This is a genomic window from Ensifer sp. M14, from assembly GCF_003355565.1.
In the GTDB taxonomy this organism is placed as follows: Bacteria; Pseudomonadota; Alphaproteobacteria; order Rhizobiales; family Rhizobiaceae; genus Ensifer.
This window is the reverse complement of the sequence record NZ_QJNR01000008.1, coordinates 206,754-220,850: the sequence shown is the minus strand read 5'-3', so window position 1 is coordinate 220,850 and position 14,097 is coordinate 206,754. Positions and strand designations below refer to the sequence as shown.

Annotated in this window: 15 protein-coding genes; 7 read left to right on the top strand and 8 right to left on the bottom strand. The window is 62.8% G+C overall.

The features are described from left to right. Nucleotides 1–33: 33 nt before the first annotated feature. Complete coding sequence (locus tag BLJAPNOD_RS26705; RefSeq protein WP_012092599.1) at nt 34–474, bottom strand: helix-turn-helix domain-containing protein; 441 nt, start codon at nt 472–474, stop codon at nt 34–36. A gap of 85 nt (nt 475–559) precedes the next feature. Between BLJAPNOD_RS26705 and BLJAPNOD_RS26700 the strand changes: the two genes are divergently transcribed. The 4 genes from BLJAPNOD_RS26700 to merBA are packed head-to-tail and all read left to right on the top strand — an operon-like array spanning nt 560 to nt 3,782. Next, the gene (locus tag BLJAPNOD_RS26700; protein ID WP_012092600.1) at nt 560–985 is read left to right on the top strand and encodes a mercuric transporter MerT family protein; all 426 of its coding nucleotides are present in this window, start codon (nt 560–562) and stop codon (nt 983–985) included. Nucleotides 986–1,005: 20 nt separating this feature from the next. Beyond that, nucleotides 1,006–1,299, top strand: a complete 294-nt coding sequence (locus BLJAPNOD_RS26695) for a cation transporter (RefSeq protein ID WP_012092601.1) — start codon at nt 1,006–1,008, stop codon at nt 1,297–1,299. Then, nucleotides 1,300–1,548, top strand: coding sequence for a hypothetical protein (locus tag BLJAPNOD_RS26690; RefSeq protein ID WP_012092602.1), 249 nt, complete (start codon nt 1,300–1,302; stop codon nt 1,546–1,548). Continuing rightward, nucleotides 1,545–3,782 (top strand): bifunctional organomercurial lyase/mercury(II) reductase MerBA, encoded by a 2,238-nt coding sequence (gene merBA, locus BLJAPNOD_RS26685; RefSeq protein WP_012092603.1) that lies wholly within the window; start codon nt 1,545–1,547, stop codon nt 3,780–3,782. The genes BLJAPNOD_RS26690 and merBA overlap by 4 nt, the downstream gene beginning before the upstream one ends. A gap of 12 nt (nt 3,783–3,794) precedes the next feature. Here the strand turns inward: merBA and BLJAPNOD_RS26680 are convergent, their stop codons facing one another. The 4 genes from BLJAPNOD_RS26680 to BLJAPNOD_RS26665 are packed head-to-tail and all read right to left on the bottom strand — an operon-like array spanning nt 3,795 to nt 9,335. Continuing rightward, a complete protein-coding gene (locus BLJAPNOD_RS26680) occupies nt 3,795–4,169 on the bottom strand; it encodes a hypothetical protein (protein WP_012092604.1) in 375 nt (124 codons plus the stop codon). After that, nucleotides 4,166–6,310 (bottom strand): hypothetical protein, encoded by a 2,145-nt coding sequence (locus BLJAPNOD_RS26675; RefSeq protein WP_015647726.1) that lies wholly within the window; start codon nt 6,308–6,310, stop codon nt 4,166–4,168. Before BLJAPNOD_RS26675 ends, BLJAPNOD_RS26680 begins: the two co-directional genes overlap by 4 nt. Beyond that, the gene (locus tag BLJAPNOD_RS26670; protein ID WP_018429582.1) at nt 6,307–8,073 is read right to left on the bottom strand and encodes a hypothetical protein; all 1,767 of its coding nucleotides are present in this window, start codon (nt 8,071–8,073) and stop codon (nt 6,307–6,309) included. The genes BLJAPNOD_RS26675 and BLJAPNOD_RS26670 overlap by 4 nt, the downstream gene beginning before the upstream one ends. 41 nt (nt 8,074–8,114) lie before the next feature. Beyond that, the gene (locus BLJAPNOD_RS26665) at nt 8,115–9,335 is read right to left on the bottom strand and encodes a tyrosine-type recombinase/integrase (RefSeq protein ID WP_244611112.1); all 1,221 of its coding nucleotides are present in this window, start codon (nt 9,333–9,335) and stop codon (nt 8,115–8,117) included. On the opposite strand from BLJAPNOD_RS26665, the gene BLJAPNOD_RS36180 reads away from it, so the two are divergent. Next, a complete protein-coding gene (locus BLJAPNOD_RS36180) occupies nt 9,228–9,689 on the top strand; it encodes a hypothetical protein (RefSeq protein ID WP_244611114.1) in 462 nt (153 codons plus the stop codon). The two genes, BLJAPNOD_RS26665 and BLJAPNOD_RS36180, sit on opposite strands and share 108 nt — an antisense overlap. 58 nt (nt 9,690–9,747) lie before the next feature. Here the strand turns inward: BLJAPNOD_RS36180 and BLJAPNOD_RS35700 are convergent, their stop codons facing one another. After that, nucleotides 9,748–9,888 carry a hypothetical protein gene (locus BLJAPNOD_RS35700; protein ID WP_173238115.1) on the bottom strand — a complete coding sequence of 47 codons (141 nt, stop codon included), beginning with the start codon at nt 9,886–9,888 and terminating at the stop codon, nt 9,748–9,750. A 406-nt stretch (nt 9,889–10,294) separates the two neighbouring features. Between BLJAPNOD_RS35700 and BLJAPNOD_RS26660 the strand changes: the two genes are divergently transcribed. Together BLJAPNOD_RS26660 and BLJAPNOD_RS26655 are read left to right on the top strand one after the other, a co-directional pair. Then, entirely contained in the window at nt 10,295–10,699 is a 405-nt protein-coding gene (locus BLJAPNOD_RS26660) for a SyrB-like regulator (protein WP_115422081.1), read from the top strand. A 115-nt stretch (nt 10,700–10,814) separates the two neighbouring features. After that, entirely contained in the window at nt 10,815–11,372 is a 558-nt protein-coding gene (locus BLJAPNOD_RS26655; RefSeq protein ID WP_147294592.1) for a hypothetical protein, read from the top strand. Nucleotides 11,373–11,522: 150 nt separating this feature from the next. On the opposite strand, the gene pepT is transcribed toward BLJAPNOD_RS26655, so the two are convergent. Beyond that, a complete protein-coding gene (pepT, locus tag BLJAPNOD_RS26650; RefSeq protein ID WP_115422079.1) occupies nt 11,523–12,746 on the bottom strand; it encodes a peptidase T in 1,224 nt (407 codons plus the stop codon). A 73-nt stretch (nt 12,747–12,819) separates the two neighbouring features. Continuing rightward, nucleotides 12,820–14,055 carry a CapA family protein gene (locus BLJAPNOD_RS26645; protein ID WP_115422078.1) on the bottom strand — a complete coding sequence of 412 codons (1,236 nt, stop codon included), beginning with the start codon at nt 14,053–14,055 and terminating at the stop codon, nt 12,820–12,822. Between the last annotated feature and the right edge of the window lie 42 nt (nt 14,056–14,097).

Below are 14,097 nucleotides of genomic sequence, written 5' to 3'. Positions count from 1 at the left end.
GAATATGGCGTTTATCTGAACAGTCAAGCTGTCTCACTGGCATTTCGCTGAGCTCGCCGGCTCCCGGAACAGCGTCTCGATCAGCGGACATTCCCGCCGATTGCCTTCTGTGCATTGGGCCACCACGTCCTTCAGCACTCGCTCCATGCGTTTCAGGTCGGCGATCTTTTCACGCACGTCGTCGAGATGCGCGGCGGCAACGGCGCTTGCCTCGGCGCAGGGCTGGTCGCGCTCGTCGACGAGGCGCAGCAGTTCACGGACTTCATCGAGGGAGAAGCCGAGCTCGCGCGCCCGCAAGACGAAGCGAAGCCGTCGCTCGTGGGTGCTGTCGTAGCTGCGATAGCCGCTCGCCGTGCGCGGCGGCTCCGGCAGGAGGCCGACCTTCTCGTAATAGCGGACCGTCTCCAGATTGCACCCTGTGCGCTGTGCGAGTTCGGCGCGCTTGAGGCCTTTCACGCCAGCGTGATCGCGCATCCAAAAATACCCCTTGACCCTGTAGTTGCTACAGACCGCACATTAGCGCCTGGATAGGTTTTCGACAAGAAGAGCGAGGTCGAACATGAATGCATCCCGACACGGACCAGCAGACGTTGCACCGACTGCGGCAAACCTGACGACGCCAGAGCGAAGCGAGGCCGGGCGACAGCGCCTGGTCGCCGTCGGCGGCATACTCGGCGCCATCGCCGCCTCGTCCTGTTGCATCATTCCGCTCGTCCTGTTCAGCCTCGGCATCGGCGGCGCCTGGATCGGCAATCTGACGGCGCTTGCGCCCTACAAGCCACTGTTTGTCGCCGCAACGGCGGGCATGCTCGGCTACGGCTTCTACCTTGTCTACTGGAAGCCGCGACAGGCCTGTGCCGATGGGGCTGCCTGCACGCGCGCCGTCCCCAGCCGCCTCGTTCAGATCGCGCTCTGGTTCGCGACCGTACTCGTCGCCGCTGCTTTCGCCTTCGACTACGTCGCGCCGCTGCTGCTTTCCGCCTGACACCAAGAGGAGACTACCCCATGAGGAAGAGTTTGAGCGCTTTCACTTTGATCGCGTCGGTGATGACTGCGCCTGCCGCCTTCGCCGCCGAACGCACTGTGACGTTTGCCGTCGACAACATGACCTGCGCCTCGTGCCCCTACATCGTGAAGACCACGATGGCGGCAATCCCCGGTGTCGCGAAGGTGACCGTCTCCTTCGAGGCGAAGTCCGCGACCGTGACCTTCGACGACGCTAAGACGAGCACCGATGCCATCGCAGCCGCCAGCATGAATGCTGGTTATCCGGCCCACCCGACGCAGCAAGGCAGCTAGATGACTGATCGCGCCGTAATCCGCGCAGGTGCCGTTGGCGCCGTCCTCGCCGCGATCTGCTGCGCGGCGCCGCTCCTCGCCGTCGGCCTGTCTCTGGCGGGTCTTGGCACGTGGCTGACAGGTGTGGGTGCAGTGGTGCTTCCCCTGATCGTCGCGGGCTTCGGCTTCGGCGCGTGGGGGCCCCATCATCGCCGGGCAAGAGCCACGGCCTATGAGACGAAGATTCGCAAGGAAGGCGTGAAGCCATGAACGATTGCTGTGCAACCTCCTCCCGGGACAACCCGGCCGTTTCTCAGCCCGCGACACTGGCGAGCTTTGCCGTTCGACCGGGCGTAACGTTTCCGGATTGGTCGGCGGTCACGTCGCCTGTGGTCAAGAACGCTCTGCAGGCGATGGTCGGGTCCGACCACGTGCTCAATCGCTGGAGCGGTTACGATCCCGCCACCGACAGGGTGCGTGTTGCGTTGCTCCGACTCTACGCCGACCACGGGGGTGCCCCGACCATAAGCGCGCTTGCGGAGCGTACAAAACTCAGTGAGATGGTCATCCGGCCACTGCTCGACGAGCTCCGCCGGCGCGACCTCGTCGTTCTCGATGGCGAGCTGATCGTCGGCGCCTATCCGTTCAGCGATCATAACACCGGCCATCGGGTCACTCTGGACGGACGCACGCTGAATGCAATGTGCGCGGTCGACGCGCTGGGCATCGGTGCCATGACCGATCGCGACACCGCGATCGCCTCGCCCTGCGGCCATTGCGGCGCACTGATCCGGATCACCACGCAGGACCGAGGGCGGGCACTCGCCGACGTCGAGCCACAGTCGGCCGTCATGTGGCAGAGCGTCCGTTATGAAGGCGGCTGCGCCGCGAGCTCGCTCTGCGCGACGACCGCTTTTTTCTGCTCGGACGAGCATCTTTCCGCCTGGCGCGACGAACGTTCCACCGACGAGCCAGGTTTCCGGCTGTCGATCGAGGAAGGACTGGAAGCCGGCCGTGCTCTGTTCGGGCCGAGCCTCGCTGGTCTCGATGTGGCGTCGAAGAGCCTGGTGGTCGCCAACCGACCCTTGCGCACAAACGGTCGCAATGGAGGCGCTTACGATCTCGTCGTCATCGGCGCCGGCTCGGCCGGCTTCTCGGCCTCGATCACGGCCGCCGATCAGGGCGCACAGGTGGCGCTCATCGGCAGTGGCACCATCGGCGGCACCTGCGTCAATGTCGGCTGCGTGCCGTCGAAGACCCTGATCCGCGCGGCCGAGACGCTTCATAACGCTCGCGTGGCGGCACGTTTTGCCGGCATTACTGCTGAAGCCGAACTGACAGACTGGCGCGGAACCGTTCGTCAGAAGGACACGCTCGTGTCTGGGCTGCGCCAGGCCAAATACGCGGACCTGCTCCCCGCGTACAATGGTATCGCCTATCGCGACGGGCCGGCTCGCCTCCTCGACGGCGGTGTCGAAGTTGACGGCGCGCGTATTGCCGCTGGCAAGATCATTATCGCAACCGGCGCGCGGCCGGCAGTTCCTGCTATTCCTGGCCTCGAGACCGTACCGTATCTCACCAGTACGACGGCGCTCGACCTCGAGGAACTGCCGCGATCGCTGCTGGTGATCGGCGGCGGTTATATCGGCGCGGAGCTCGCCCAGATGTTCGCCCGTGCCGGCGTCAAGGTGACCCTCGTCTGCCGGTCCCGACTGCTCCCCGAGGCCGAGCCCGAGATCGGCGCGGCGCTCACGGGGTATTTCGAGGATGAAGGCATCACCGTTATCTCCGGCATCGCTTACCGCGCGATCCGCAAAACCGAGGGCCGAGCGTCACTGACCGTCACGCGTGACGGTCACGATGTCCAGATCGACGCCGATCAGGTGCTGATCACCACGGGCCGCACGCCCAACATCGAAGGCCTTGGGCTGGCCGAGCACGGGATCACCGTCTCGGCGAAGGGCGGCATCGTGGTCGACGACCGCATGCGCACGACCAAGGCTGGCGTCTATGCCGCCGGCGACGTCACCGGCCGCGACCAGTTCGTCTACATGGCCGCCTATGGCGCCAAGCTCGCCGCCAAGAACGCCCTCAATGGCGACAGCCTGCGCTACGATAACAGCGCCATGCCCGCTATCGTCTTCACCGATCCGCAGGTCGCAAGCGTAGGTCTCACCGAGGCGGCGGCGCGTGCGGCCGGGCATGAGATCCGCGTTTCGACGATCGGTCTCGATCAGGTGCCGCGCGCACTCGCCGCCCGCGACACTCGTGGGCTTATCAAGCTCGTGGCCGATGCTGCTGGCGGTCGTTTGCTCGGCGCCCACATCCTCGCGCCGGAAGGTGCCGACAGCATTCAGACCGCGGCTCTCGCGATCCGCCAGGGTCTCACCGTCGATGACCTCGCGGACACGATCTTTCCTTACCTCACCACGGTCGAGGGGCTGAAGCTCGCAGCACTTTCGTTCGGCAAGGACATCGCCAAACTCTCCTGCTGCGCCGGGTGAGCACAATCGGCGTCAAGGGCGTTTCCTGCCGATGATCGGTATGACGTCGGCGGTGCGGTTATCGCGCCGCCGTTCCATAAGCTGGCACAGCGCGCGGACTTGACGATGCTGGGCGAGCACGGTTTCGACGGCGCGCCGCTCCTGTTCGGCCCGGGCCGTCCCCGCCGGCCGATCCGTCGCGTTGCGCCGGGCTCTCGACTCGGCAACTGCATGGCGGAAGGCTTCCAGCACCTCGGAAGCGCGGTTCGCGGTCGCGCGACTGACACCTGCCTCGATGGCCAGATTCACAACCGTCAGCCTGCCATCAGCCACGCGGGGGCACCCATAAAGGAGGCGCGCCATCGCCTCACGAAGCGCCTGTTCCGTGGCTGCACTGACCGGCTTCATGATGTGCGTTCCTTCAACGGCGCGATGAGCCTGCGTTTTCTGTCGTTGTCCAGGCGCAGCGCTTCGCGTTGCAGCGGGGAGAGACGCTTGTCGGCGAGAAGATCCTCCGCCTGTGCAATGGAGGCTTCCCATGGCGGGAGATGTCGCTCGACGAGGCAGGCGTTGGGACATCGGTCGGGCGCGCATCGCGACAGGACCGGCACCGAGGCTGAAGGTTTCTCAGACTCCCGCAGGCAGAGCGCCGTCAATGGGTCGAAGAAGCAGTCGTTCAGATATCCGACATGCAGCGTGCGCGCCAGATGCGCCAGCATCGCCTTCAGGCGCTTGCGATCGGCCAGTTGCCCCGGAAGCGGGCCGAGTTCGCGGCCGACCCGCTCCAGTTCCACGCCGACGCGCTTACCGGCGGGTCCGCCTGGACCGTGACCGCGTCGATGGTTTTCGAAGTAGTCGATGATGTCGTCGAGTTGTCCGAGCGCCAGTTCCTGTTCGACCTCCTGCCTGAAGCCGGATGCGGACGAGCCGGCATAGCCGTTGAACATGGCCACGGAGGCGTGCTTGTACTGGATTTTGCCGGCGACAACCCCGAAGGGCCGGTTCGCGATGTACCAGGCCAGCGTTCGCCTGAACTGACGGGTGTTGAAGCGCCAGACGTCTTCTCCCACTCGGGGGATCACAGGACTATCGTCCGCGCCATATCGCTCATCGAGATGTTCTCGGAATTGGTTGATCTTCTTGGCGATGAGTATCGGCGTCTCGGCATTGTTCGTCTCGCGGTCGTCAAGGGCAAGCCATAGCCGCTCTGTCCCCGCATTCCGGCGGAATCGTTCCGAAAGACGCTCGGCAACCCGGATCGCCTGGACGGCGGCCTCGATGGTGATCCATTCGACCTGTTCGCCGCGAGCGCCGCGATCCTTCCAGGTCACGCCCTCGATCGCCAGCCTTTCTGTTCGCCCGTCCCGGTCGAGATTCCGTTTCAGGCAGCCGGATCGCAGCGACTGCACCTCACCGTCGCGCATGCCCGTCAGATAGCAACACACGATATAGGCGGCCGTCTGCAGGTGCCGTTCTTCCCGCGCCAGGCTGATGGCATCGAAGCGCTCCCGCCACGGTCGCCCCGTGTCGGGATCCGGGGAGATCGGCGTGTCCATCCCGCCCACCTCGAACCCAAGCTCGTCGACAGCATCATGAACCATCGACAACAGGGCCGGATCTTTGTGGACGGTGGTGAGATGCAGCCCGCATTGCATCGTCAGGAGCTTCAGATTGATGACCTCGCCATCAAACCTGCCGCCCCGCGACAATCTGCCGGTCAGCCCCCCGATCGAAAGAGGTCTTTCCCAGACAGGAATGCCTCTTCCTTCCTCGCGACGCTTGTCGATCCAGGAGGCCAGCATTACCGCGGGCCGCGTGTGGCGGGCGCGCGAGCGTGCTGCGAACCGGCTGTTCAGTGCATCGGCTTCAGCCCGGGCAGTGAAGATGTCGTCGCAGAGGTGCTCGACATATTTCAAGGCCCATCGCAGCATTGCGCCGATGACCGGCTCCGGGATGCGCGCGGTCCGGTTTTCCGAACAGCGCGTTCCCTGGCCGGTTGCCCGATAGACCGGTCGGCCGCGCCACGGGGTGAAGGTGATGCCACCGCACGTCAGATAGGGCGCCAGGCGATGAAGCTGGACGATGGGCCTGAGGCACACACCCACGCGCCCCGGCGTGATCGGCCGCGCCCGGTGATGGGTCGCGTATGCATCGATCAAATCCTGATCGACGTTTGCCAGATCGAGCTTGCCGATCCGCGAGCGCACGAAGTCCAGGAACCGGCGCAGCGTCGCAAGCGCAGTATGGCCGGAGACTGGCCGCAACCGCGGCTCACCGTCGGCGCGCCGTTCATTCATCCAGGCATAGATGTATTCCTTCGCAAGCAACCGCTCTGCCGCGCAGGGGATCACGCCGAAGTCGACCGTTCGAAAGGCCTTTCTGGCCATGTTGAACATCGCCGGCGCCATATCCCAGACATCATCGCCGAACCGCGAGAGCGCCGCTCGGTCGGTACCATCCCTGAGAGGCATCGAAGCCAAAACGATGTCGTCATCGACCCTGAGGCGTGAGACGGCACGCTCATCGTTCAAAGGAGAGGTAGTGGTCATGAGCCGTAAGCCTCCGGCGGAAGATAGAGCAACCGCGCCGAGGATTCTGCCGCCTCAACCCGTGCGCCTCCGACGACGGAGGACGGGAACATCGGCAGAATTTGCTCCGTGATCCTGCGGTATGGCCGATCGAATTTCTCGTTCCAGTCGCCAGAAGGCAACGCCTCCCGCAGCTCGTCCATGAACGCCTGGAACGCGATCAGCGCCGGTAGTTTCCGTGCGGTAATGACCGCGTTGGAGCATTCCAGGCACCCCCAGAACGGCGTCGGACAGGCTTCGCCTTCCCGACCGAAAGGGCTGACGCGGAAGTTGCTGCACGCCGCCAGCCAAAGATCCTGCTCTCCGTCCAGGAGCGGGCCGATCTTTTCCGACGGCACCGGCAGCCCGGTCGCGTCGGCTGAGGTTCGCAGCCGGGCTTCATCCGCGGGCACAACGATCCAAGGTCGCAGAGCCGGCGCCATCGCGTCGGTCAGTGCCTCGACTATCGTCTGCTCATGCAGATGCCGAAGGGCGGGGATGTCGGCATAATGGTTGGCCGCCACCGCTACCGTGTGGCCGACGGCAAAGTTCTCCAACTGCCCTCCGGTCCGCTTATACCAGTCAGCCTTCTGGGTCTTGCGCAGCCTGGAGAGATTGAGCGCCAGCGATTTTCCGGCGTCATCGACGATTCCGTACTTCTCGACAAACGCGGCCACGCAGGTCCCCAGCTTTTTCGGCGACGACAGGCGCCCCGGCTTCCAGGTGATCCAGAGCTTGCTCGATCCAGTGTGCTGCCGAGCCTTTTCCGTCAGCTTGATCGCCAGCCGCAGGACGGCTCCGGGCGTCTCCCGTCCGCCATCGCGGACACGCAAGCGCTTCCACTGGGCATGATGCGCGCGCCGCTTTCGATACTCGATCTCGACATAACCCCGGTTGGGATTGCGCAAGCAGTCAGCCTCAAGCCCACGCAGCGCTTCGATCTCCATGCCGGTCGTCAAGGACAGCCAGACGAGGAAGCCGACGACATCGTACCGGGTCAGATGGAAGCCGGCATGCAGTTCCTCGACCGGAGGCGGCTCGAGCCCGCATCTATGAGCGTGGTAGCGCAGATTGTCGAACAGCGCGCCTTCCCCGGCGACTACTCCCGCCGTCACAATCTGTTCGACCACTAGGTCATAGCGACGGCGCAATTCTGGATCACGGCCTACATCCAGAAGTGGGGGAGGCAGAGCCTCGCCCGTCGCTATCCGGTCGCGAGCCTCGATGATCTGGCGCATCGCTGCCTGCAGCAACGTCGAGGCAATCCTCCCACTGTAGGCATCGCGCGGCTTTGAGACGCCGTGCTCGCCGTGACCGATGTATTTCAGGCGCAACAGTGTTTCGGGCGGAAGCCTTTCAGGATTGAGCTCGGCGGCGACGCGCAGCACCCCGATCAGAGCACCGAGCACATTGCGCTGATTGGGTCGCTCGCCGCCGTTCTGCTCCAGCCAGTCCTCATAGGCATTGATTACCGCCGGAGTTAAGTCGTCGAGACGACGAGGTTTTACCGACGCCCCTTCCAGGAACAGCCAGAACCGCCGCAGACGGCGGATAAAGGTGCCTGCGGTTTTCCAGAGTGGTGCCGGCCCCATCCGGTGGAGATACTCCTGCAGGAATGGCGCAACCTCATGGGTCAGCGCCGTCAGCGGCCAGGAAGACAGATTGACGTCGATCCTCCCGGCATCTTCCGTCCGAAGGACGAAGACGAGCGGATTTTGCGGATTTTCCTCTTGAGTGTCGAACAATTCGATTCCAACTGGGAAGGTGGCACGACGACCGCGTTTCATCACAGGGGTCCACCAGCATTAACGCGCAGTTCCCAGGCCTCGACCGCAGCGTCGATCATTTCCTGGCTTTCTTCCATGCAATCCAGGTAGATGTGAGTGCTTTCGATGCGGCTATGGCCCAGCAAACGCTGCAACTTCAGAAGAGGATCGCCAATCAAGCGGCGGTACGCCGCGCCGATATGGGATCGGCGTTCGTCGAGTACCCATCCGATCTGTTCACGCACGAGCAGCGACAGCATATGAACCGCAAAGGTGTGGCGCATCATGTGCGGAGTGACGTCGAGGTCGATCCCGAACCGCCTGCACCGTACGCTTGCCCTCCGGAAGACCACCTCCCAAGCGGCCGGGGGCATGGGCCGCGCCCCTTCCGCCAGCCAAAGACACAATGGTTCGGATGTTTCCGCCCATACCAAGCGGCTGCGTTCGCGCGGCGCCAGCACGTCGACACTGGCTCGAACTGTGTCCTTTTCCAGAAGGAGCCTTCCCCGATCGTGGCTGACGACACGGATCGGATGTTCGATTGACCTATTGCGCGGTTGCGAAAGGCGCATGAGGACATTGGTCCGTTCCAACGCCGCGTATTCATGCAGACGCTTCAGCACGCGCTCGGGCAAGCGGATCTCGCGCCCCTTGCTACCCTTGGCAATGGCCGGCGCCAGTCGGAAAGATCGGCTCCTCAATGCACCGACCGGCTCCGTCCTCGGGAACTCGATCCAGAGCAGACTTGCCGCTTCCTGGAGCCGCAGGCCCGTCGTGACGAGCAATTCGGCGAACAACGCATTGCGCTCGCTGTTGCGGCCCTGCCAGGTGGGATCCTCGCTCCCGTCTGGAAGACGACCACGCAAGCCGATCTCGCGAAACAGGAGATACCGATCCAGGGAAAGGAACCGGATATCGCGTGTCCGTGCGCCGCGCTCGGTGGCAACATTGGCAGCGACCGCTATGGCCCCGCCGCCGTTCGTCCGTCGCCATGATTGCCGATAGGTGAAAGGCGATTTGGCGATCATTCCCTCTTCAAGAGCCCATCGGTAAAGCTTGTCGAGCGCTGCTACCGACCGGTTCCAGCTCGCGGCCGAGATGCGCGCCGGAGGAAGCGCCAGACGTCGCGCCGCATGGAAGGCTGCGACATCGTGCCGATCAGCCGCCCAGAGGGCTCTGTTGTCTCGGCGCTCGGCAAGAAAGCGCATCCAGATCAGGATATCCCAACCATAGGCGCGCAAGCTGTTGGGCGAACGAACCCCCAACGTGGGGCAAGCTCGAAAGAACCGGTTCAGGTCGTGATCGTAGCTGTCGTCATCGCCAAGAATGAACGGCATGCCGTCCACGAGGTTCAGCTTCTCGGCGGCTGCGACTTCATCCACCGACAGCCTGTGGACGACGCCATCAACCGTAACAGACTGCCGCAGCGTCGAAAGATCCGTGAAGAAGAGCTGGGGCATCCTGTTCTCCTCGGCCGCGATTTTCCCGCCGGGACGGGCTCGAGCCCGTCCCGGCGGGAAAATCGCATCGCCTCACCTCAAGCGAAGGGGAATGTCGTCAACGTTGATCGTGTGCTGCGAACGTCACAGCGGTAAGACAGAACACAGAGTCAGGATAATGGCGTCCTTCCCTCTGACGAGATCGACGCAGAGCTCAGCGAAATGCCAGTGAGACAGCTTGACTGTTCAGATAAACGCCATATTCACCGTCGACCTCGAAGACGGTGACCGGCACCATCAGGTCGCGGGAAAGCTGGAAGGCGTGGGCCTGTGCAAGAGAGAGATCGTGCGACATCTGTGAGGCTCCATCTCAGAGCGGGCCAATTCCCGCTTGATGGCTCCTCCAAGGGCCCGAGGACGGGCGCGATCACCGCGACGGCAAAGCCTTAAGCGGCCGCAGCTGGCTAGCGGACCCCTTGGGGGTTGATCGTGGAAGATCCGGAACCGGGCCAGGACGCCATCACCAACAAGTGGGATTGGAATGCTCTCCATGCGGGCCTCTCTGCGAGCCGGCGATTTCATGTCGCACCTCTACCGCGCTGGCCACCGTGCAGTGGCAGGACGTTAACCGGTCTGGACGCGCGCGGCCGGGAACAGTCGTGACCTCGCGGATCCAATCCGTAAACCGTCATCAACACACGAGATTGACTCTGGTCTGCGTCCATTGGACAAGAATGCACGGTTGGAGAGGAAAACAACTCATGGCTGACGAAAACACTACAGAGATCCTAGAGACGACGACGCCGGCCGAGATCGCGCCGGCCAAAAAACGCCGGGGGCCGCAGCCCAAGAAGGTTGTTCTCGAAGCAACCTCGGAGGAACCCGAGGCGACTGCTGTCCCGAAGACCAGGGGGCGCAAAAAACGGACGGCGGACAATACCTCAGAGCAGTCGCAGACAGCGACCAAGACCAAGGCAAAGAACCTCGCCAAGAAACCCGTGAGCGCAACGGCGACAAAGCAATCGGTGGAAAAGCCTGCTCCAGCCCTCGACGAGTTCGCAGATCTTCTGCAGCTTGAAGAAGAGAACGCGCGGCTCCGCAAGGCCTTGGCCGAAAAGCTCAGGGCTGAGAATGCTGATCTGCGCAAGCGGCTTGGTCTTGATTGATAATTCGGCGATGGACCGATCGAATTGCGCGATCGGTCCTCGTCATCGCATTCGTGCTGGTCGATCCAGGAACCAGCAAGGATGCCAGAGCGATTGCTCGGGGTGACGCCACACGATGAAATCACCATGGAAGTATCTGGTTGAACTGGCGTCTCTGGGGCGAGCGGCAAAGGAGCCAGACCGCGCGCCGGAATCCCCGACCGACCAGCCGCGTACGCCACCAGTTGCGCCGGCAGATGCCCCATCGGCACAAAGTCTCCCGGACATCGACACTGCAGAGCCCATGGCGGAAGTGTCGAACGAGACGGCTGCCAATCTCGATTTAGCAATTACAGACTCCGTTTCTGCGCCCGTAGACCAAAGCAGAGAGGCGGGGCCCGTTTCGATTGATCGGTCAACCGATACGTTGCTTCCGGATCGCGCACGTTCCACCCAACCACGTCGCTCTAACGGGCAAATTCGGACTAAATCCAAAAGGGTCAAGAACCTTGTTGTTGAAGGCGACGTCCCGTTCGCGGGCGTGAACTCCGCAGTCCAGCCACCGCCCATGACCTTCCTCAAAGAGGTTACCGCGCTGGATCAGGAAATCATGCAGCTGAGGCATCAGCTTGCGGCAAAGTTGCGATTGCAGAACAGGCAGCTCAAGAAGATGCTCGATCGCTATGACGCATAATGGGCGCTCGCGCTCTTGAACACGGGATACCTGACGATCTCCCCGAATACGAAGATGAGCAACGCCAGGCGACGACCCTCGGCGAGAGTGTAAGCAACTGCAATGAACATTTGCGCGCTTTGCCAAGTACGCTTCATTTAGGCAGCGCAGTTAGTTCGCGGCCGCCAAGCGACAAATACCCAACGCGACGTCGAACGACTTTTCGAACGCGGGTACCGGCAGGAATTCGTAGCGCGAATGGAAGTTGCAGGCGCCAGTAAAGAAGTTCGGCGTCGGGATGCCGCGTGCCGCGAGCACCGCACCATCGGTACCACCCCGCATCGGGATCAGCTTCTTTTCGATCCCAAGCTCGTTCATGGCCTGGAACAGCAGAGTGACGGCCCGATCGTCGCGCGCGAGGCTGGTGGTGATGTTTCGATAGGTGTCGGTGATCTGATAGCGAATGTTACCGGTGGGATAATTTGAGCGGATGCGCTCCGCTCCCTCGGCGATCCCTCGCTTGCGCTGATCAAAGCCCTCGGTGTCGAAGTCGCGGATCAGGCAGGTCAGTGTCGCCTCGCTGTCATTGGCGACGAGATCCTTGAACCAGAAGAAGCCCTGGCGACCGGCGGTGTGTTCAGGCGTGTCGTTGCGCTCGAAGTGCGAGACGAAATCGAGGGCCATCGACAGCGGATTGACCAGCGTTCCCTTGGCCGACATCGGATGGGCGCTGACACCGGTAAAGACGATCTCCGCGCAGGCAGCGTTGAATGTCTCGAGCACCACTTCGCCGAGTTCGCAACAGTCGATCGTATAAGCAAAATCACAAGGAAATCGCGCAAGATCAAGCGCCTTGGCACCACGCAGGCCGATCTCCTCGTCGGGCACGAAGGCGACGAAGACGTCGCCATGCGCTTGGCTGTCCAGCCGACCAAGCAACGTCATGATCACGGCAATGGCCGCTTTGTTGTCAGCGCCAAGCACACTGGTGCCGTCACTGACAATGATGTCTTCGCCCTCCCAGGAACGAATCTCGGGATGCTCGACGACACGGACCCAGATGTCCTCCTTGGCATTGAGGCAAAGATCCTTGCCATCGAAGCGCAGGATCTGCGGGCGGATGACGGGCGACAGTCCGACATCGACGGTGTCGAGATGGGCGATAAAGCCGATCGAAGGAGCGTCGGGCCGACTACCGCGTTTGACACCTGTGACGATGGCATGGGCATCAACGAGAACGTCCTGCAAGCCAAGAGCCCGCATCTCGTCGACAAGCAGGGCGGCGAGTGCCGCCTGTCCCGGCGACGAGGGCAGGGATTGTTCACGGCCATTGCTTTGGCTCTCGATCGCAGCATAGCGGAAGAAGCGGCTGATGAGCTCTTTACGGACGTCCATGGTTATTCCTCGTGCGCAAGATGCGGGCCGTGTCGGCCCGCCTTGTTGTGGCGATGAGCCGGTACAACACCGACTAGACGCAGATGCTGCCGACACCTTCCGAGATCTGGATCTCAGTGCCGAGCCCGGCCGACTGCTCCGCGAGCCGGGCCAAGATGCGCTCGGCGCTTGTCCCCGTCGCCAGATGCGGTGCCAAACGACGTTCAAGCACGCCGTCCTCTAGTGCCGCGTCGCCGCCGATGACCACCGGATGCAGTCTGATCTCGACGAGACGGTTGTCGGCATCGAAGGTCGTGGCCGCCACCACGCTTTCCCAGACCTCCGGCGCCGTCCAGGTCGACTTCTCTGAGCGCACATGGAAGATGAAGTTGCCGAGGCTGTAGAAGATCGGCCGGCCCCGGTAGATCTCGATCGGCTGCAGCACCGGCGCACCGTGGCTGACGAACATCGACGCCCCGGCGTCGATGCAGGCCTTGGCGACACCGCTCACCCAGTCCGGAACCTGATACCAGTCGGATGCCCAATGATGATGATGCAGATAGGCGACCACCAGCGATCTATCCTTCGCCGCATTCGCGATGGCGGCAAGGTTCCTGTGAAGATCCGCCTCATTGATGCTGACGCTGCGTCCGCATTTGTCGGAGCGCTTGAACACAGCGCGGGCAAGGGCGACCTCCGTGTCTGGGTCCAGATGCGGGCGATCATCTGGTTGGCTGTCATTGGCAAGATCGATCGCGGTATAACCAACCCGGTCACGGATCGCTTCCAGCTGTTCGAACGTTTTGCCATCCACCTCGATCCTCTGGCTGATACCGAGCCGGTTGACGCCCGGACGTGCTGGACGATTGTTCTCACCATCCGCGGCATACATGAAGTCGGGACCGGGACCGCCGTCCATCGCAACGACGGCAACCGGCCGGCCCGCGATCGTCGCACGGCTCGCCCGCGAGACTTCTTGCTGATCGCGACCAAGACCGGCATGAAGGAAGCCGCGTTTTTCGACCTCTTCCAGCGTCGAGAGCACGCCGGAGGGACCGAGGTCGAACGCATGGTTGTTCGAAAGCGACAGCGCCTCAATGCCGATGTCCTGGAGGCAATCGAGCACGAGCGGATCGCTGCAGCCAAAGAACGAACCTTTGAGCGGCCAGCCGCCGTAACGTCCAAGGATGGTGCTTTCGAAATTGGTGAATGCGAGGTCGGCCTCACGAAGCACAGACTGAACCTTGCGGAAGGCCGGAACGGTGATGTCGCGGATGTCGTGCTTGATCAGCGATTGGCCAGTCAGGGCAAAAGTGAAGTGTTCTTTCATGGAAGGACTTTCTGGGGCGATGCGCGCCAGCCGTTTTGGATG